The sequence below is a fragment of the Desulfocapsa sulfexigens DSM 10523 genome (assembly GCF_000341395.1).
Lineage (GTDB): Bacteria > Desulfobacterota > Desulfobulbia > Desulfobulbales > Desulfocapsaceae > Desulfocapsa > Desulfocapsa sulfexigens.
This window is the reverse complement of sequence record NC_020304.1, coordinates 1608997-1627188: the sequence shown is the minus strand read 5'-3', so window position 1 is coordinate 1627188 and position 18192 is coordinate 1608997. Positions and strand designations below refer to the sequence as shown.

Genomic DNA, 18192 nt, shown 5'->3' with positions numbered 1-18192 from the left:
CTGAGGAATAGGGCCGTATCAACAGCTATACAATAGCACTGTTTCAGCATCTTTTTAAGGAGCTTCAGGAGAGATATACCTACTATTGTTATCAGCTATGGAAAGTTTACTCAGGACAGAGTTGAAGCAATTAAATGCTTTAAAATCGACAGCTTATCGACCAACAAGAACAACCGAGCCAAACGATGCTCTTTACGCCAGGGCACAATCAGTTTTTTTGTTATAGACGACCTGGGCTATTGAAAAACGGATTTTACTTACAGCAACTAATATTTCAAAGGAGGAATGTAATGAACACAAAATTTTTAAAATCAATTGTAACAGCTTTTTGCTTCGTGGCTCTCACCACAGGTCCAGTTCTGGCCAGTGGCACAAAAGCAGCCAAGCCAAGTCCGGATGAGGCAATAGCCTTGCTCAAAGCCGGTAACGAGCGTTTTGTTAACGGTAAATCCACTCAACCCCATCTTGATGCTGCCCGACTGGCCCTGGCCGGCAAAGAAGATCAGGGAGACTACGCCTATGCAACCATAATCGCTTGCTCTGACTCCAGGGTTCCTGTTGAGATTCTCTTTGATGCCGGAATCATGGATATTTTTGTTATTCGTGTGGCCGGAAATGTGCTGGATGTTGATGAAGCAGGATCTGTTGAATACGGCCTGGCTCATGTAAACACCCCTGTCTTTGTGGTGCTTGGACATACTCAGTGTGGGGCTGTAACTGCAGTGACAAATGCCGTACAAGGTCATGGTCATCCACTTGAAAGAAACATCCCAACTCTGGTTGACAACATCATCCCAGCTGTGAAAAAAGCAATTGCAGACAATCCAACAGCTCATGGTGCTGACGTAATACCCTATGCAATTGAAGAGAACATCTGGCAGGGAATGGAGGATCTGTTTATGAAAAGCCCTGTTTCTCGAGATCTTGTTAACTCCGGGAAAGCCAAAGTTGTAGGAGCTATCTACGACGTATCAACTGGCAAAGTCAACTGGTTACCTGAAGCAAAAACCACAGAAATCCTGAAAAAAGTTGAGGCAAATCCTAACAGAGCCATGGACGCAATGGCAAAATAAGTATAGCTCAAAAATCAAGAACAATTGATGATCAGGTGGCCTGGAGAGTTTGTCTGCCAATCCGGCAGACAAACTCTAGGCCGGCCTATTATCCTGACCATTACATTACTGTGTATTCAATCAATTCCTTAACGCTTCACTCTGCACGGCAAAACTACCGCAGTAGCTTCGTTTTTTTCTCTATTTTACAGAACTATAGGTATTCAATTCATCTTTGAACTTTTTTCTGGTCCTTACTTGGAAGCCTAGAAATGAACTTCAGACAAACATGGCATACCCGGTAGCACCAAGCATAAGTGTAACCATAATACAATTCACGCCGAACAATATCCGTCTGGAACTGACCAGACGAGGAATAAGCGCCCCTGCCGCGCACCACGAGCTGTGAAACAGCAACAGGCCTATCAAAAAGGTGAGGACAAAAACCATAACCTGAGGCAAAAGCGGATGGTCCGGATTCATAAACTGACTAAAGGCAACAATTGCCATGGCCCAGCTCTTTGGACTTAACGGGTGAATCAGAAACCCCTCAAAAAATGAAAACCGCTTTTCGAGTTTTTTGGTATTCAATTGCAGCACCAGTATCTTCCCGGCCAGATACAAAATATAAACCACACCTCCAATACGCAGAAGGGTGGCAATCGCAGGGGAAGCAACGATAATCTCCCCCAGGCCACAGGCAACCAGAGTATCGAGCATCAGGCACCCCACAGCCGTCCCGATAAGAAACGGAATGGAACTGGCAAAGCCAGTGGTCTGCCCGATAGCCATCATAGTAAGATTGCCGGGGCCAGGCGTTCCGGTCATAGCAACAACAAACAAGACAAAGGGCAGGATATTATCCAGCATTTTATAATCCTTCTATGGAAACCAAAGTGGTATGCACCAGACAAAACATCTATCATCCAAACATATTTTTGACATTGTCAATGTAATTATTGTACTCATAACAATCCAGAGCACACAATCCATGGAAGAACTCACAGTCGGTCTTCATCTGGTTAAACATGTTCCCTAAAGGGAATGCAATGAACATTTAATAACCATCTACAACAACCTATCTTTATGCCATATCTACTGCTCACCCTAAGTGCCCTTTTCTGGTCTGGGAACTTTGTCTTAAGTCGAGGCATGCATGCCGAGATTCCACCGGTAAGCCTCGCCTTCTGGCGCTGGACTCTGGCCTTACTGATCATTGCCCCCTTTGGCCTGCGACGCGTCTACGAACAACGAAAACTTCTGATTCAACATCGGCGGTTTATGCTTTGGCAGGGGATCCTGGGAGTTGCCGGATTCAATACTTTCATCTATCTCGCCCTGCAATCGACCACAGCAATTAATGCTGTTCTGGTAAACTCCTGTATACCGATAATCATCGTTCTCATATCTTTACTAATCTACCGGGAACCATTGAGCATGAGACAGTCCATCGGAGTCTTTATTTCTTTAAGCGGTGTTCTGTTAATCATTGCAAAGGGGAACATAAACACCTTGCAGCAACTGACATTTAACCAGGGTGACCTGCTGGTACTGGTGGCAGCTCTTGTCTGGGCCTTTTACTCAGCAAACTTGAGACATTATCCGGCAGGCCTGCATCCCATCACCTACTTGACCGGTATTATGCTGACGGGACTGGTGTTTCTTCTGCCCTGTTATCTGTTTGAAATACAGAGTGGCAAACACATACAAATAAATATTGAGACCATACTGACCATCAGCTATGTAGCTCTGTTTGCCTCAATTCTGGCATTTATCTGCTGGACCCGGGCAATCAGGGAGGTGGGGGCAAACCGGGCTGGGCCTTTTATCCATTTGATGCCGGTATTCAGTACCATCCTGGCAATTGTTTTTTTAGAAGAGGTTCTACTGGGCTATCATGTCCAGGGGATGGTGCTGGTTTTCACAGGTATCTTCATAACGACGTTTTCATTTAGGAAGCAGAAGGATCTCTCCTAATTGACACGGTCACCCCTTAGAACAGGTGACTCAATTATTGAACCAGAGCATCCAGGATTTTCGGTGTGATGTGACCTTCAACCAGCCCGGCAACAAACAAAAAAGACATGACGAACAGGACTATTCGTCTCAAAGGAACCTCCTGTTTAAAACTATTAATAAATGCAAATATTTCTTCCGAATTCTTTTCCACCGATTCTTTTTTGATTACCAGATGTACGGCAAACACGACTGCTCCGGCAAGGGCAATGGTCGGAATTTCCACTACGCCGTGGGGGATCAGGGAAAGAAAGCCTACGCCATAGGATCCAAACGCATAGCTTGACGTTGAAACGGTCAGCCCACTTTCCATACCAAGCAGTATCATTCCCAACCAGGGTACCATCAGCCACACATAGACCCTGCGAAGCGACTCTTCTTCAAACTTCAAGCATCCCGGGAGAAAACAGAGTAGTTTCATTCTTCTTCTGCCACAGAGCATCTTCCGTATCGTTTGTGGAAAAAGGAGGGTGTCCCGGGGATTAAAGAGCGGTGCAGTATAGAGAAATGAAATAGTAATGATAGAGGCCAGGCTGTTCCAGAAAAACAACACAAGCCCCAGATCAACTCCGAGTTCTGTTCCAGCTTGAAATACTGGGAAGGCATAGGAAACACGTTTAGTAGAAAACTCAAACAGTGTTTCCGGGGACATCCCCATGATTTGTATGAGGAAAGATCCAACTGCAAAACTGAGGAAGAATGCAGACAGATAGGCAAAAATCAACCTGATCCAGGCACGGTGAAAATGGGTTTTATTCTCTTTGGTAAACATGTAACGCCATTCCCCGACACCGAGTCACCCTGTATCCCGAACCAGGTTTGGGATGTTTTATTTTTCTGCCCACCATCAGGGGTGAACAATCATCACCGGACACCCCGATTCACGACTTATTCCCTCGGCGATTGAACCATATATCCTGTTCTCTGCGGTGCGACACCCATGACTCGCTGTTATGATCAGATCAATACCCTCTTCGTCCACATAGGTGGCAGTCTCTGTAACAACTTCACCTATTCTCACCACAGCCTTTTTCGGCTCAAAGCCCTGCATATGCTGATTAATAAAGTTCTCCATGGCATTCTCTGCTTCCCGTTTCAGAGAGTGCCCATAATTGACAAGCCACTCAGAGTCCATATTGAGCCCCTTGTACTGCTCGGAACCCGGCATAGCGTAAAGGAGATAGATATCAGCATCGAATTTCTCTTTCATCAGTTTGGCGTGAGACAAAACAGCAGTAGAACACTCGGTAAAGTCAATCGGCAGCAAAATTTTGGAAAATGTCGTCATGATTGCCCTCCTCTGGGTTTGTAACTTTTTGACACCCTGCTTTTTTTCTTTGACTGCTTATATTTTATCACCACAAGGAAACATTGACCAAACAGTTTTATATCAAAACAGGGCTTGTGAAGCGTCGTTTCTAGTCTTCCCCTGACTGAACTATAAATTTATCCATATTATTAATAGTATAGACAGTGTCTTTTTGCAAATCAAGGTGATCCAGCTCAAAAGCCACCCCGGTCTCCTTGAGACAGGCAAACGACAGCTCTGCCGCATTGATTTCAAAATGTTCTCTGGAAATTATTATAAAATACTGGCCATGTGCTCTAAACAGCAGGGTTTCAGGAAAGGTTTCCTCCAGCTCAAGTGCAATCCTCTGCATCAAAATGTTCCCAGATTCCCATCCCTGATGCTGGTTATACTGCTGGAGTTTTTTTACGTGAATACTATGCAAACAGTGGTATTCATGGAGATCCTTATTGTTTTGCAGAATAATCTGGAGGTAATCTTCGTTGTATAAACTTGTCAATTTATCATTAAAAAAATAGGAAAAACGGCGTTGCTCCATCTGTGTTATTGGCAACTGAGAAATGGCTTTTGGCACCTCCACATCCCTGAGCACATTGAGGGCTGCAGCTACAACAGCGGGGTCAAACTGACTTCCGCTAAGTCTTTGCAAATCCTGTAGCGCTTCAGAAATAGCCTTTCTTGGCTTGTAAATACGATTGGTTGTCATAGCATCGAAAGCGTCGGCGACAGTAAGAACCCTGGATAGAAGTGGGATGCCCTCCCCGCAAAGATGATCCGGGTAGCCCATTCCGTCATATCGCTCATGGTGGTGCCGTATGATCACTGCCAGATCTTCATACATCCCGATACCCGAGAGTATCTCATATCCTGCCAGCGCATGGAGCTTAATAAGATCATAGTCCAGGTCGGAAAGCTTACCGGGTTTAAGCAGAACACTATCCGGCGTGGCAATTTTACCAATATCATGAAGAACGGCTGCCTTTTGCAGGATCCCTGTTTCTTCTTCTCCAAGGCCCATTTCCCTGGCGAGCAGCTTACAGTAATGGGCTACCCGTGTGGTATGTCCGGCAGTATAAGTGTCTCTGTGATCAATAATATTGGCAAAGGAGAGAATAGTCTCTTCGTAATTTTCAGTGCGTTCTCTCTCTAGCTTTGCGACCTGCTCTTTCTGTCTGAAGGCATTGATAGCAAAACCGATATCACCGGCGAGCTCCTCGAGCATGGCAATTTCTTCCTCTTCAAACCCCTCCAGTCGCAGAGTGTAAACACTGAAAGCACCCAACGGTGAGCTGTACTGATCGGCACGAAGAGGCAAAGAGATAACAGATTGATATTCCGTAACTTCAGCCAGATCCAGCCAGGGAGAAACAGTACTGACAGTACTGCTCTGTCGCACAACCACCGTTTGGTTCTTTGCCATACAATGCGCAGCGGGTGTTAATGAAAAAGAATCCTCGGTATCCATCGGATCATAAGGAGGATCACTCGGAAACCTGACAGAGTCATCGCTGGTAAAAACTCTGCTCACCACATTGTTTTCCAACAAACCGATCCAGCTATAGGCGTAATGCCCATGTTCCCCCATTACCCGGCAAGCCTCCTGTAACAGCATATCCATATCTGTTGCTGAGATAAGGAGGCCATTCACCTCAGCGATTGTTTCCATTATTTCACGAAGGTACAGTTCCTGGTCAAGAAGGCTGTTTACCTTTCTGGTACGTTCCAGGACCTTAGCCTCAAGAGTTCTGTTCAACTCATCAACTTCCTCTTTCTTCTGCCTGATCCTCCGATTGAGCCGGAGAATATAAAGAGAAGTCAATACAACAATGGTAAAAGAAAGGAACAGAAGAACAAGCTGCAGCCAGTACTTTTTCACTACATCATAAAAGCTGAAATAACCAAAATCCGAATAGGGTCCTATACGTAGCTCCATAAGGCAATCGTGAACGGGCTGGTAATTCAGTGCCACGGTCCAGCCGGCACTTTTTCCTGCAATGGCTGCCGGGGCATCTGCCTTCATAGCCAGTAAAGCCGAGGCAACCTGGCGAGCCAGGTCAAGAGAAGTGTCTTTCACGGCCGCGAAGGGCCATTCGGGGTAAAGAGAAGTACTTATCCTGAAAGGAAAGTTTTCCACCTGCTGCTCATTGAGAATATGAAAATCATCCAGATTGATATCACCCCCTTCAGCCATCCGCTCCAGAGTGTCAGTCCGGACAGTACCTCCATCGACGTCTCCCCTTTGAACTGCCGCCACAACAGCATCATGAGTCTGGCCAAATTGCAGTGAGGAGAAAAATTTTTCCGGCTCAAGCCCCATTCGATGCAGCTCCCGCCAGCACATGATCCAGCCCCCAAAAGAACGCTGCTCCACGGCCATAAAGCTTTTCCCTTTCAGATCCCGAATTTCCCGGATATCCTCTCTGTCAGAGCGGGCCAGGATTACCCCGCCAAACATGGTGGTCTGCCGACCGGAGCTGTCCTGGTTGAGAAGAGTTGCTATCCGCTTGACCCCATACAATTTTTCCAGTTCCACATAAAATGCCGAGTTGGCGAGCACAAAGTCAATTGTTCCTTCTTGAACAGCTGCATGGATTTCCGTAAAATCAAGGGCTGCAATCTGAAAACGATACCCAGGAAGTGCCTGGGACAGGTAATCCGCCGTTGCCGACCATTTTTTAAGAGCTATTTCAGGACCCCGCTTGGCCAGTACACCGATTTTCACCTCCTGCAATGGTTGTGATAAGCCATTGGACAGCCAATTGCCAAACATCAGCAACAGCAGGATCAAAAAGAAAATTACTCTTTTATTTTTCGCCGGGCTGAGCACCGTGTTTCTCTCCGTCATTTTTGTCTGATTGCGTGGTATCAAGGTCATCAAAAGCCCTGCGGATTACACTGTTTCTCTCTCGAAACCCCATGGCATCACCGTAATCCAGAAATTTTTCATAACGGCTATGCTGCACTTTCCCTCGTTGTGCATGCTTTATAGGACACCAGTATTGTTCTGTTCTAGCAGCTATTTCCTGAACATATCCTATCAGTCCGTTGAAATAGCCACAGTAGCAACAGTTAATTTTTTCAATCACATTCAGATAACTTAAATATTGACGATCAACTATAAAGTAATCACTGCGCCTGACCCTGGGAATGGAATAGATAGGGAAACAGCTCAGCTGAAAGAGAGAAACCACCAGATCCATGAACAGGGCTGGAACCAGACAAGCCCATATTATCGGTACCGTAAGTATGTTTAGAAGGGAGGCATCACCAAGATAGCGCCGGATAGTCTTGGCAAGACGTCTGTTTTTCTCTCTGACTTCCCGTTTAAAAAGAACCTTTTTATTATGGATCTCGTAAAAATACTCCTGTTCTTTTTTTTGCAGTTCAATGAGCAGTTCTTCTTCAAGCTGCTTCAGTTTAGCCAGTAGTTCCTGCAGTCGATTATTCATTCAATTTCCTGTTATAAAAAAGATAGATACCTGCTCATTCACGTTTAAGTATATTCTTTAGTGACTCAATCACTTTACTCGCCTCCCCCTTTGTCAGCCTTTCGATCTCTTGCTTATGGTAATATTTGTTCAAAAAGTTTTTCAGGTGTTCTTCATCCCAGCCTAGATCGTCGGCCAGGTGGCCAATATACATTTTCTGTCGCAGCGTAAGACCGTGCTTGTTGATACGATAGTAACCACTTGCTGCAAAGGCACGCATCAAACGCCTGAACCCCTTCTCATCCAGATCTTTTGCTGAGCGGACACCAGTCTCACGCTCCAGAATATCCCGATAATCGTCATCACTCAGGTCCAACTCCCGCTTGACGATGTGAATAACCGCAAGCTTTTTATGATCCAGTGTCATATACGCCCTATCCGCTCTCTGTTTTTTTCTGTCAAAACGTGACTCATCATTTCCCGTTTCAGGAAACTTTTATCTTCAAGAATACATCAAAACTTTACCGGTGCCTTCTCAAACAATCCTTTGATTGTTTCGATGGGCAAGGGAAAAACAATAGTGGTGGTATTCTCGTTGGAGATATCATTGAGAGTCTGCAGATATCTGAGCTGCAGGGCCTGCGGATTCTGCGAGATGACATTTGCAGCTGCCAGGAGTTTCTCAGAGGCCTGCAGTTCTCCCTCCGCGTGGATTATCTTTGCCCGCCGTTCCCGTTCCGCTTCGGCCTGTTTGGCAATGGCACGCACCATGTTCTCATTCAAATCCACATGTTTGATCTCTACGTTACTGACTTTAATACCCCAGGCATCAGACTGCTTGTCGATGATCTGCTGGAGATCCGCATTCATCTTTTCTCTTTCCACCAACATCTCGTCAAGATCATGCTGCCCTAGTACCGAGCGCAGAGTTGTCTGAGCCAGTTGACTGGTGGCATTATAGTAATCCTCGACCTGAATAATCGCTTTTTCCGGATCAACAACCCGAAAATACAGGACCGCGTTAACACGTACCGTAACGTTATCTCTGGAAATAACATCCTGACTTGGCACATCCATGGTGATTACCCGTAAATCCACCCGACGCATCTGCTGAATCCCGGGGACAACCAGTCTCAAGCCAGGTTGTTTAACTTCCTGAAATCGACCAAGAAAGAAAACCACCAGACGCTGATACTCCGGAACAATCTTAAATGAAAGTGCTACCAGGGCTACAAGCAGCCCGATTGGAAAAACAATAATGGGCACAGTGATCATATCATTCTACCTCCTGTAAAGGTGTAACGGAAAGACACAAGCCATCCTGCCTGAGAACTTTGACTTTTTCCCCCTTTTTCAGGGGAGCTGTACTGTTGGCCTGCCATGATTCCCCAAGGATCCAGACCCGTCCGTCTTCTGTAAAATCGTCCATGGCCACACCGATGCTGTCGAGCATCTGCTCCTCACCCGTGATCACCCTTTTACGTCTTATTGACAACAGAGCGCCGAGAATCCAGAGGATACAGACGAATGAGAACAGCCCGGTACTGCCGATAAGAACAAGAGATATCTGCAGGCTTTTTTCGTCCATCAGAATGATGGATCCAAACACAAATGCTGCCAGTCCTCCCAGCCCCAGAACTCCAAAACTGGGGGTAAAAGCTTCTGCCACCATAAAGGAGAGCCCGAGGACAATAAGTGCAAGTCCTGCATAATTCACCGGGAGCATCTGAAAGGCGTAGAGGGCAAGGAGCAAAGCAGTACCACCCAGTACACCCGGCAGAACAGAACCGGGATTGGCCAGTTCAAAGAAAAGGCCATACATACCGAGAAGCATCAGCATATAGGCGATATTAGGATCACCTATCACCATAAGCAACCTGGTACGCCAGTCTTTTTCCATATGCACCAGACGAAGATCACTTGTATCCAGTTGCCTGCTTCCTGTGGCGAGTATCACCTCCTTTCCATCAATCTGGGCCAGAAGATCATCGATATTGTCTGCCACAAAATCGACGACCCCCAGACGTAAAGCCTCTGCTGAACCTAGACTCACAGCCTCCCGCACCGCTTTTGCCGCCCATTCCCTGTTTCTTCCATGTTTTTCTGCGAGGGATACTATATAGGCCTCAGCGTCATTGACCATCTTGTTCTTCATGGCATTTTGCGAGCCCTGCAGGTTCTTCTCCCCTCCCGTACCATCATCCTGCTGCTCCCCTTTCCCTTCCATATCCGGCATCCCTGCTATGGTCACCGGAGTAGCAGCACCAAGGTTTGTGGCCGGAGCCATGGCTGCCACATGGCTTGCATAGAGGATATAGGTTCCAGCACTTGCAGCCCGTGCTCCTTCTGGAGCAACATAGCTCACCACCGGGACAGGAGAGGCCAGGACATCCTTGACAATCTCCCGCATGGCCATATCGAGTCCTCCCGGGGTATCAAGCTTCAGGATAACGATTTCGGCTTTTTCTCTATCAGCTTTTTCAAGACCGCGTCTCACAAAATCACTTACCCCCGGTCCGATTGCTCCCCTGACCTCAAGAATAAAAGCGGAAGAAGCTCCAGGTTGGGCCCATCCATTTTCAGAATGTAAAATTAAAAAGGTAAAGAGAAGAGTCAGGGCCGAAAGGAAACCAGCGTGCACACCATGTTTACTTGCCATTACTCCTCCTTTTTCCCTGCCACTCATCCCAACAACTGGACAAGAAAAAGACTTAACAGGGGGAAATACGTAATAATAACCAGAGTAAGCATCAACAGTGCCAGAAATGGCAAGGTGGCACTGTAGAGCTGGATCACAGGTCGTTCAAAGCGGTAACTGGCCAGAAAAAGATTGAGTCCCACTGGCGGTGTACAGTAGCCGATCTGGAGGTTGGTGAGAAAAATTATGCCGAGATGAATCAGATTGACTTCATAGCCTCTGGCAATCGGAACAATAAGCGGCACAATAAGGACCAACGCTGAAAAAATATCCAGCATGGAGCCGACAACAAGGAGAAAGATGTTCAGCAGCAGGAGAAATGTGTACTTGCTGGAGATATAGTTGCGGATAAATTCGAAGAGGCGCATGGGCACCTCCTGATCCACCAGAAAATTGGTTGTAGCCATGGAGGCTGCAAGAATAACCAGAATACCACCGAAAAGCATCATGGACTTCACCATGATTCCGGGTAACTGCTGCAGTTTTATGTCTCGATAGATAAACACCTCAACCACCAATACATACAGAGCGGTTATAGCAGCAGCCTCGCCTGCCACCAGAAAACCGCCATAAATCCCTCCAAGGACTATAAAAGGCAGAGGCAGTTCCCATACTGTCTCCCTGAGGGCTGCAAGTATCTGCTTACCATTAATCTGTCTTTCCTGCACCTTTCTGGACGGACTTCTGTAGACGGAATAGGCAACCAGCAAAAGCAGCATCAGGATACCCGGCAGGATACCTGCAAGAAAGAGATGATCTATCCGTACCTCGGCGATAACCCCATAGAGGATAAGGGGTAAACTTGGCGGGAACAGTAATCCCAGACTACCCGATGAGGTAATAAGGCCAAGAGAAAATTTTTCTGTATAACCATCCTTGAGAAGTGCCGGAAGGAGCAGCCCGCCAAGAGCAAAAATGGTCACTCCCGAGGCACCGGTAAATGCGGTGAATACCGCGCAGACTATAAGTGCAATCAGAGCAAGCCCGCCAGGAAGCCACCCCAGCAATACATTGGACAGACCGAGGAGACGCTTTGGAGTTCCACTATCGGACAAAATGGTGCCCGCAAAAATAAAGAGAGGCAGAGCAAGCAAGAGTGGCGTATCGATCAGACGTGACATCTCGATGATTACAACCGAGATATCAATATCCACACTGTAAAAAGACAGCAGGGCCACGGCAGAGATAACTATAAACAAGGGGCTGCCAAGAAGGGCCAGACCTAGAATGACTCCTTTTAAAATATTCACTTTTCTCTCCCTGGCTCAGTTTTCCGTTGAGAAGAGACAAGTGTTTTTATATCTGCGCTTATTGCCGCAAGGAAATGCAGGGTAATCAGACCAAACCCCAAGGGAAAGACCAGGGCCCAGCCCCAGGAAGGAATACTCAAAAGGGGGATACTGCCAAAAGAAAACTCATTACGAACAAAAAGAATGGCCGCCCAGGTAAGAGCAGCCGCAACAAGAGATGAAAAAAAATCTATCAGGAGTCCTATCCAGGGTTTAATACGCTCGGCCGCCAGGTAGCCTAGTACATCAATGGCAATATGTTTTTTCTCTCTGGTCGCCACAACCGCCCCGAACATGCCACACCATATAACCAGATAACGCAGCAGTGGGTCAGCCCAGAGCAGACCGCTCGAAAAAAATGTCCGCAGACCAATCTGCAGACAAGCAAGAAAAATCATCGCCAGCAGGAGGATACAGAGCAGACCGTCCACAAGTCGTTTTTCAAAAACCCCGATCTGACGTGCAACCTGCCTGATGTCCATACATCCCCCACGTCCGGTTAGGTACTCTCTGTCACTTATTTATCTTGTCGGTTTCGATACTCATTAAGTAGTTTCACAGCCGCCTGATAAATCTCTTCACTGAAAGCAGTACCCTGCAATCGACGGACAGTTTCATCATGTTTGTCATTAAGGACAAGTACATCTGCAGGCTCAGGAGGAATAAAAGCAACGCCATTATCCACCAGTACCTGTCTTGATTCCAGGTTACTTTTACGGGTGTCAGCGATGAGCATTCCAAAATGTTTCCCCGCTGTCTCTCGTATCATTACCTGGTACGACTCCGGAAGACGGGAAAATTTTTTGCGATCCAGCAGGATGGCACCATAGGCATAGCCAAAGGGAATATCCGATATATATTTCGTTTTGGTGAACCATTGCAGAACAATATTTCCATACAGAGAGTTAAATACCGTCTCCACCATTCCTGTCTGCAGGGATGTGAGGACATCGGGAATACTCAATGGCAGTGGCGTAATATCCAAAGTTTGAAGAAAGGTCGCACTCACGGGATCATCTTCCGGAGCCCATACCTTACTCTTTTTCAGCCCACTGAGAGTGGAGACAGGTGTGGTGGACATGGAGTAGACAAAGCCCACTTCGGTCATGGCAATAAGTTCCAGAGCTTCTTTATTAAAGGCCTTCTGAAAAAGAGGCATAAGTCCCTGTTGCACATAATCAACCTCCTCATAGGATCGAAAAAAAAAGGGTACCCCCATGATTCGGTAATCCGGCACCACATTACCAATACCGGTCATGGTGAAGCCACCACCATTGAGCTGTCCAACCCGTAGCTTACGATACATCGCCTGATCATCTCCCATGATCCCGCCCGAGTATACCTTAAACGCCACCTCCCCGTTGCTTTGCTCGTTCACTTCTGCGGCAAAATCGCGGAAGCGTTTTGTCCAGATACTACCCTCCGGGGCAATGCTTGCAACTTTGAAGAGATATTTCGTGCTGGCCTGCAGCTGAGTACAAAAGCATAATGCCATTAAGAAAGGGATCAGAATCTGGATAGCTCGTTTCAGTTGATACATATAACTCTCCTGGCTCGAATGACTCGGAGTTGGTTTTTTAACATACTAAAAATACTCTTCTACTCCACCAAGCAGTTCACGTGCTTTCAGTTTGGCAAGTTGATTGGCAAGGCCCAGGTCCGGCCTGCTCTCAAGCGGAAAATCAAGAACCTCCTGGAGGAGACTGCTGAACAGTTCACGATCAAAAGACATCCGCGCATAGGTCTCAGCATACAAGACAAGCCCCGGAAGATATTCTCTATTGCTGAAGCCAAGAGCCCGTTCGAAATGATGACGGCTTTTCTCAAAGTCGCCGCCCAAAAGTGGCGGTTTAGAACCGTAATAGGCGCCAAGGAAGAGGTGGGCGGCACCGTAATAATACCTCTCATCCAACTCGAGAACACGCAGCATTATCTGTTCAACCCGGATCAGCTGTGCCAGGGATGCAGGCGTTCCCTGCTGATGTAAGATCCAGGTTCCCCAGCCGTTACCAGCCCAAAACAAAGAATCGACATCACTGTCACTCAAACCCGCCAGACGTTTCTGTAAATCAGGCAGGGGGAGCGTTGCAAGTATATGAAGATCACTATTCGGCCACAACAGGGACAGACCGTATCGTCTGGCCTTGACACTGACCATGGCTGCCCGATGCGGCTTGTTGCACGCATCCAGTGCCGCGGCATAACCACTGAAGGCCTTAGTTGCCGTCATCAGCAGATCCTTGTTCTCCGGATCAGAAGCAACCATGGAGTCGATCATCAGCAGAATCGCTGGAGTTCCTTCACAGACAAGTTCAATATCTGTCTGCTGCTGCAAATTTGTTATCGCAGGGCGCATAAATGAATCTGCAATCATCCCGGCACAACCACTCAGGATCTGCAGTACAAGAAACAAAAGAGGTAGCCGTACAATCTGTATCTTCATGTATGAATAGTATCAGTCGCTCAACATCCTTGTCAAGGGAACTCACAAAGCGCTAATGAATCTCTACCGCAAATTCTGTTCCCCTTATCCCATTGGAAAACCTTTATTTTCATAATATTCAGCTGGAATCCTTCCTGCTTCCCTCGACTATGTGATAGAATAGTATTGAGCCATCGGAGACTGCCTTTTATGCTCACCCAGGACATCACAGGAAAACCATCAAAAGGTGAACAATGAAAATAGAACAGCATCATAAAATATCTATCTGGTACTTTGTTATCGGTGTCTGGATCGTGCTGCTTCTTCAGGATTATCTGGCTTCTGTGCATCGTGTCCAGACAATCCCCTACAGCCAATTTGTTCAGGCACTCAAAAATGATCAGATTGCAGAGGTCTCGATCACGACAAATCAGATTCAAGGCCTGTTAAAACCCGAAAGTGATTCCGACAAAGAAACATATTTTCGAACAGTTCGAGTTGACCCTGAGACCTCCGAACTCCTGGACAAATATAATGTGAAGTATTCCGCCACCATCGAATCCACACTTTTGCGAGACATACTGTCATGGACCATACCTGTTCTTCTCTTTGTGGGAATCTGGTTTTTTCTTATCAAGCGCTTAACAGCCCAACAACCTGGCTTTATGACTCTTGGAAAAAACAAAGCCAAGGTGCATAAGCAGGATGATATCGGTATCAGCTTCGACGATGTTGCCGGTGTTGATGAAGCAGTAGCAGAGCTACTTGACATAATAGACTTTCTCAAGAATCCTGAAAAGTATCTCGAGTACGGCGGTTCACTCCCCAAGGGACTGCTCCTGGTTGGCCCGCCGGGTACCGGAAAAACCCTGCTTGCCAAGGCTGTGGCCGGAGAAAGTCATGTACCTTTTTTCAGCATAAGCGGCTCCGAGTTTGTTGAGCTCTTTGTCGGCATGGGGGCCGCCAGGGTTAGAGATCTTTTTGATCAGGCCAATGCGAATGCACCCTGCATCATTTTTATTGACGAGCTTGATGCACTGGGGAAGGCACGGGGTTTTAGTGGCATTTCTGGCCACGATGAAAGAGAACAGACGCTGAATCAACTTCTCGTCGAGATGGATGGCTTTGATCCCAACATCGGAGTGATTCTTATGGCTGCAACCAATCGCCCGGAGGTTCTCGACCCTGCTCTGCTGCGACCTGGACGTTTTGACCGTCAGGTTCTCGTTGACAGGCCAGACAAACAGGGGCGCATGGCAATACTGAATGTGCACCTCAAAAAAGTCAAAAAACTTGGGATAATAGATATTGAGGAGCTCGCATCCATGACCCCTGGAATGGTCGGGTCGGATCTTGCAAATCTCGTAAATGAGGCTACCTTGCTTGCAGTCCGAGCCAGGAAGAGCACTGTCGAAAAAGAACAGTTTGAGGAAGCCATCGAGCGAATCACTGCGGGTCTTGAAAAAAAGAATCGCCTCATTAACCCCAACGAGCGAAAAATTGTCGCCTACCATGAGCTGGGCCATGCCCTGGTGGCCCTGTCAATCCCGGGAAGCGATCCGGTAAAAAAAATCACCATCGTTCCTCGTGGTATTGCCGCCCTTGGATACACCATGCAGGTTCCAACGGAAGACCGCTTTCTGATGACAAAAACAGAACTGCTGGGGAAAATTGCCATACTGCTGGGAGGCCGGGCAGCTGAAGAAATGATTTTTAACGATATTTCCACTGGTGCCCATAATGACCTGGCCAAAGCGACTGATATTGCCCGCAGCATGGTGAAAGAATATGGTATGAGTGAAAACACTGGACAGGTCTACTACAAAGGTGAACCCCAGGGAATGTTTCTTGGCCCCGACCTCAGTCGGAACAGCAGAGGAGAATACAGTGATGACACTGCTCGACTGATTGACGGAGAAGTACGCAACATTATTGACCAACAATATGAAATAGCACTGACCCTTCTTGCTGCAAAAAGAGCCGTGCTGGAAAAAGCCGCCATGGAGTTGCTCCAAAAGGAAAAGATTGACGGAAGCTTCCTCGAAGAACTATTGGAAAAAGAGGAAAATCTTTCAAAACAGAAATAACAGAAATAACAGAAAAGTTCAAAATCAAACCGGGGATATTCCCCTGTCCATAACCATCATTCAAAGGAGATGCATCATGTCTAAAAAAAGAGGTCCAAAACATTACCGTCGTCTGCAAAAACGTTTTCCAAAAGTTCTGGATGCTGTGCAGAATCTTGGTTCCACAGTCCGTAAAGCCGGCCCCTTGGACAACAAGACCTCAGAGCTTATCCAACTTGGCGTTGCCGCTTCCCTGGGATCAATAGGGTCCGTCAACTCTCATGCCAGACGGGCACTGCATGCTGGAGCAAGCGAAGAAGAACTGCAGCATACCCTTCTCCTCCTCATTTCAACCATCGGTTTTCCCAAGGTCGCTGCAGCTCTTTCCTGGGTAGATGAAATATTGGATGAACAATAATTCATTACCCGGCGCTTCCAGCCGGCTGACTCTTCCACAGCAGCGCAACTCTGTCGTGGGAGATTCAGCCCCCTGACTACTCTGTATACGAATACGACAGAGCCTGTACATGTTCTTGTTGTAAAGACCAGGTGCTACTTTGAGGCTACAAAGTCTTTTTCTTTTTCCGCTTACCGGCGTACGAGAGCGCATTACAGTCCGATTCCATCTTCAACTTCAAATAGTTCTGAAAGTGCTCCTCCTGTAAATCCCCCTCTTCTATTGCCTTCACAACGGCACATCCCGGTTCACTTGTGTGGCTGCAATTGGAGAAACGACAACTCAGTGACAACTCCTGAATATCGTCAAAGTTATCATCCATTCCTTCGCTGACCCCGAGAAGTCCGACTTCCCGCATTCCGGGTGTATCAATCAACATTGCACCCTGCTCAAGAACAATAAGCTGGCGACGCACGGTTGTATGTCGCCCTTCACCCGAATCACCAACTGCTCCTGTTTTCAAGCTGTCGTCCCCGGTGAGCCGATTAATCAGGGTGGATTTCCCTACTCCTGAGGAGCCTACGATACAGTACGTCCTGCCACAATCCATAACCTCCCTGATCTCCTCTAAACCTGATCCGGTTATATTACTGATTGCAATAATTCTGGTGTTGATCCCCGCCCGACGAATTTCAGCTATTAATTCTTCCAGTTCATCTGCACTGACCAGATCGGTTTTACTCAGAATGAGCAGTGGTTCGACACGACCTTCATTCACCATAACCAGATAGCGTTCAAGTCTACTCACATTAAAATCATAATTGCAGGATTGAACAATAAAGGCTGCATCAACATTGGCTGCAATCATCTGCAACTCAACTCTTTTTCCAGCAAATTTCCGCTGCAGAAAGGATTTTCTTGGCAACATCGCATGAATGGTCGCAGCACTTCCATCATCTTGATAACGCAGACAAACCCAATCACCGACGCATGGCATATCGCAGGTCGATTCGGTGGAGTGCAGGAAACGCCCCGTTGCCCTGGCAAGCACTTCACCATCTTCGTTTCTCACAGTATACCAGCCACGGTCAACCACCGTTACCCGAGCAATCTGCTGCCCGGATTCACAAAACTCCCCTGCCTGATCGATGAACCAGCGATCCAATCCCAGCTCGCTTAATTTCATAAAAGTGTTTTCAATTTTTTCCGCCACCCTGCCCGATTCTCCTTTAACAAAACTCCCTGCACTGTAGCAACAAACCATCAAGTGATCGGATTGCATATAAAAAAAAGAAGGTCTGACACAAAAGCACGCTTATGTCAAACAAAGGTATCTTTTTAACAGAACCATCTTACCCTGTTCACCTCAATATAATTCTCTGGATTTCCCGTGAGAGAAGCGATATCCTTGAATGGTGAAGATATGCTTACTGAGCCCACTCTCTCCTACATCCCAGAGAAAATAAGCACTTCACACGTCAAACAATACGTACTGACAATAATGTTCACTCTCAA

At 46.9% G+C, this 18192-nt stretch carries 17 protein-coding genes; 4 read left to right on the top strand and 13 right to left on the bottom strand.

Going from position 1 to position 18192, the window contains the following annotated elements; translation table 11 throughout:
* Positions 1-290 precede the first annotated feature (290 nt).
* Positions 291-1073 (top strand): carbonic anhydrase, encoded by a 783-nt coding sequence (locus UWK_RS07140; RefSeq protein WP_015403686.1) that lies wholly within the window; start codon positions 291-293, stop codon positions 1071-1073.
* A 258-nt stretch (positions 1074-1331) separates the two neighbouring features.
* Here the strand turns inward: UWK_RS07140 and UWK_RS07135 are convergent, their stop codons facing one another.
* Positions 1332-1922: a LysE family translocator gene (locus tag UWK_RS07135; RefSeq protein ID WP_015403685.1), complete on the bottom strand. Its 591-nt coding sequence runs from the start codon at positions 1920-1922 to the stop codon at positions 1332-1334.
* 216 nt (positions 1923-2138) lie between these two features.
* Between UWK_RS07135 and UWK_RS07130 the strand changes: the two genes are divergently transcribed.
* Positions 2139-3029: a DMT family transporter gene (locus UWK_RS07130; protein WP_015403683.1), complete on the top strand. Its 891-nt coding sequence runs from the start codon at positions 2139-2141 to the stop codon at positions 3027-3029.
* A 34-nt stretch (positions 3030-3063) separates the two neighbouring features.
* On the opposite strand, the gene UWK_RS07125 is transcribed toward UWK_RS07130, so the two are convergent.
* The 11 genes from UWK_RS07125 to UWK_RS07070 form a co-directional block, all read right to left on the bottom strand.
* Positions 3064-3840 carry a stage II sporulation protein M gene (locus UWK_RS07125; RefSeq protein WP_015403682.1) on the bottom strand — a complete coding sequence of 259 codons (777 nt, stop codon included), beginning with the start codon at positions 3838-3840 and terminating at the stop codon, positions 3064-3066.
* 75 nt (positions 3841-3915) lie between these two features.
* Positions 3916-4356 carry a universal stress protein gene (locus UWK_RS07120; protein ID WP_015403681.1) on the bottom strand — a complete coding sequence of 147 codons (441 nt, stop codon included), beginning with the start codon at positions 4354-4356 and terminating at the stop codon, positions 3916-3918.
* Positions 4357-4486: 130 nt separating this feature from the next.
* Positions 4487-7222, bottom strand: a complete 2736-nt coding sequence (locus UWK_RS18350) for a PhnD/SsuA/transferrin family substrate-binding protein (RefSeq protein WP_167320725.1) — start codon at positions 7220-7222, stop codon at positions 4487-4489.
* Complete coding sequence (locus UWK_RS07105; protein ID WP_015403679.1) at positions 7182-7826, bottom strand: hypothetical protein; 645 nt, start codon at positions 7824-7826, stop codon at positions 7182-7184. The genes UWK_RS18350 and UWK_RS07105 overlap by 41 nt, the downstream gene beginning before the upstream one ends.
* A 34-nt stretch (positions 7827-7860) precedes the next feature.
* Positions 7861-8232 carry a regulatory protein GemA gene (locus UWK_RS07100; protein WP_015403678.1) on the bottom strand — a complete coding sequence of 124 codons (372 nt, stop codon included), beginning with the start codon at positions 8230-8232 and terminating at the stop codon, positions 7861-7863.
* Between the two features lie 86 nt (positions 8233-8318).
* Positions 8319-9080, bottom strand: a complete 762-nt coding sequence (locus UWK_RS07095) for a slipin family protein (RefSeq protein ID WP_015403677.1) — start codon at positions 9078-9080, stop codon at positions 8319-8321.
* A 1-nt stretch (position 9081) separates the two neighbouring features.
* A complete protein-coding gene (locus UWK_RS07090; protein WP_015403676.1) occupies positions 9082-10464 on the bottom strand; it encodes an NfeD family protein in 1383 nt (460 codons plus the stop codon).
* Positions 10465-10487: 23 nt separating this feature from the next.
* Positions 10488-11753 (bottom strand): TRAP transporter large permease, encoded by a 1266-nt coding sequence (locus UWK_RS07085; protein WP_015403675.1) that lies wholly within the window; start codon positions 11751-11753, stop codon positions 10488-10490.
* Entirely contained in the window at positions 11750-12274 is a 525-nt protein-coding gene (locus UWK_RS07080) for a TRAP transporter small permease (protein WP_015403674.1), read from the bottom strand. Before UWK_RS07080 ends, UWK_RS07085 begins: the two co-directional genes overlap by 4 nt.
* Before the next feature lie 35 nt (positions 12275-12309).
* Entirely contained in the window at positions 12310-13332 is a 1023-nt protein-coding gene (locus UWK_RS07075) for a TRAP transporter substrate-binding protein (RefSeq protein ID WP_015403673.1), read from the bottom strand.
* 45 nt (positions 13333-13377) lie between these two features.
* The gene (locus UWK_RS07070; RefSeq protein WP_015403672.1) at positions 13378-14235 is read right to left on the bottom strand and encodes a TRAP transporter TatT component family protein; all 858 of its coding nucleotides are present in this window, start codon (positions 14233-14235) and stop codon (positions 13378-13380) included.
* A gap of 233 nt (positions 14236-14468) precedes the next feature.
* Here UWK_RS07070 and ftsH point away from each other — a divergent pair, with 233 nt between their 5' ends.
* A complete protein-coding gene (ftsH, locus tag UWK_RS07065; RefSeq protein ID WP_015403671.1) occupies positions 14469-16301 on the top strand; it encodes an ATP-dependent zinc metalloprotease FtsH in 1833 nt (610 codons plus the stop codon).
* 76 nt (positions 16302-16377) lie between these two features.
* On the top strand, positions 16378-16698 hold the full coding sequence (locus UWK_RS07060) for a carboxymuconolactone decarboxylase family protein (RefSeq protein WP_015403670.1): 321 nt from the start codon (positions 16378-16380) through the stop codon (positions 16696-16698).
* A gap of 145 nt (positions 16699-16843) precedes the next feature.
* Here the strand turns inward: UWK_RS07060 and rsgA are convergent, their stop codons facing one another.
* On the bottom strand, positions 16844-17890 hold the full coding sequence (rsgA, locus tag UWK_RS07055; protein ID WP_208598490.1) for a ribosome small subunit-dependent GTPase A: 1047 nt from the start codon (positions 17888-17890) through the stop codon (positions 16844-16846).
* Positions 17891-18192 lie beyond the last annotated feature (302 nt).

What these genes read in the sequence shown, in the direction of transcription:
- UWK_RS07140 (WP_015403686.1), top strand. Translation starts at nt 291, where the DNA reads ATGAACACAAAATTTTTAAAATCAATTGTAACAGCTTTTTGCTTCGTG.
- UWK_RS07135 (WP_015403685.1), bottom strand. Translation starts at nt 1,922, where the DNA reads ATGCTGGATAATATCCTGCCCTTTGTCTTGTTTGTTGTTGCTATGACC.
- UWK_RS07130 (WP_015403683.1), top strand. Translation starts at nt 2,139, where the DNA reads ATGCCATATCTACTGCTCACCCTAAGTGCCCTTTTCTGGTCTGGGAAC.
- UWK_RS07125 (WP_015403682.1), bottom strand. Translation starts at nt 3,840, where the DNA reads ATGTTTACCAAAGAGAATAAAACCCATTTTCACCGTGCCTGGATCAGG.
- UWK_RS07120 (WP_015403681.1), bottom strand. Translation starts at nt 4,356, where the DNA reads ATGACGACATTTTCCAAAATTTTGCTGCCGATTGACTTTACCGAGTGT.
- UWK_RS18350 (WP_167320725.1), bottom strand. Translation starts at nt 7,222, where the DNA reads ATGACGGAGAGAAACACGGTGCTCAGCCCGGCGAAAAATAAAAGAGTA.
- UWK_RS07105 (WP_015403679.1), bottom strand. Translation starts at nt 7,826, where the DNA reads ATGAATAATCGACTGCAGGAACTACTGGCTAAACTGAAGCAGCTTGAA.
- UWK_RS07100 (WP_015403678.1), bottom strand. Translation starts at nt 8,232, where the DNA reads ATGACACTGGATCATAAAAAGCTTGCGGTTATTCACATCGTCAAGCGG.
- UWK_RS07095 (WP_015403677.1), bottom strand. Translation starts at nt 9,080, where the DNA reads ATGATCACTGTGCCCATTATTGTTTTTCCAATCGGGCTGCTTGTAGCC.
- UWK_RS07090 (WP_015403676.1), bottom strand. Translation starts at nt 10,464, where the DNA reads ATGGCAAGTAAACATGGTGTGCACGCTGGTTTCCTTTCGGCCCTGACT.
- UWK_RS07080 (WP_015403674.1), bottom strand. Translation starts at nt 12,274, where the DNA reads ATGGACATCAGGCAGGTTGCACGTCAGATCGGGGTTTTTGAAAAACGA.
- UWK_RS07075 (WP_015403673.1), bottom strand. Translation starts at nt 13,332, where the DNA reads ATGTATCAACTGAAACGAGCTATCCAGATTCTGATCCCTTTCTTAATG.
- UWK_RS07070 (WP_015403672.1), bottom strand. Translation starts at nt 14,235, where the DNA reads ATGAAGATACAGATTGTACGGCTACCTCTTTTGTTTCTTGTACTGCAG.
- ftsH (WP_015403671.1), top strand. Translation starts at nt 14,469, where the DNA reads ATGAAAATAGAACAGCATCATAAAATATCTATCTGGTACTTTGTTATC.
- UWK_RS07060 (WP_015403670.1), top strand. Translation starts at nt 16,378, where the DNA reads ATGTCTAAAAAAAGAGGTCCAAAACATTACCGTCGTCTGCAAAAACGT.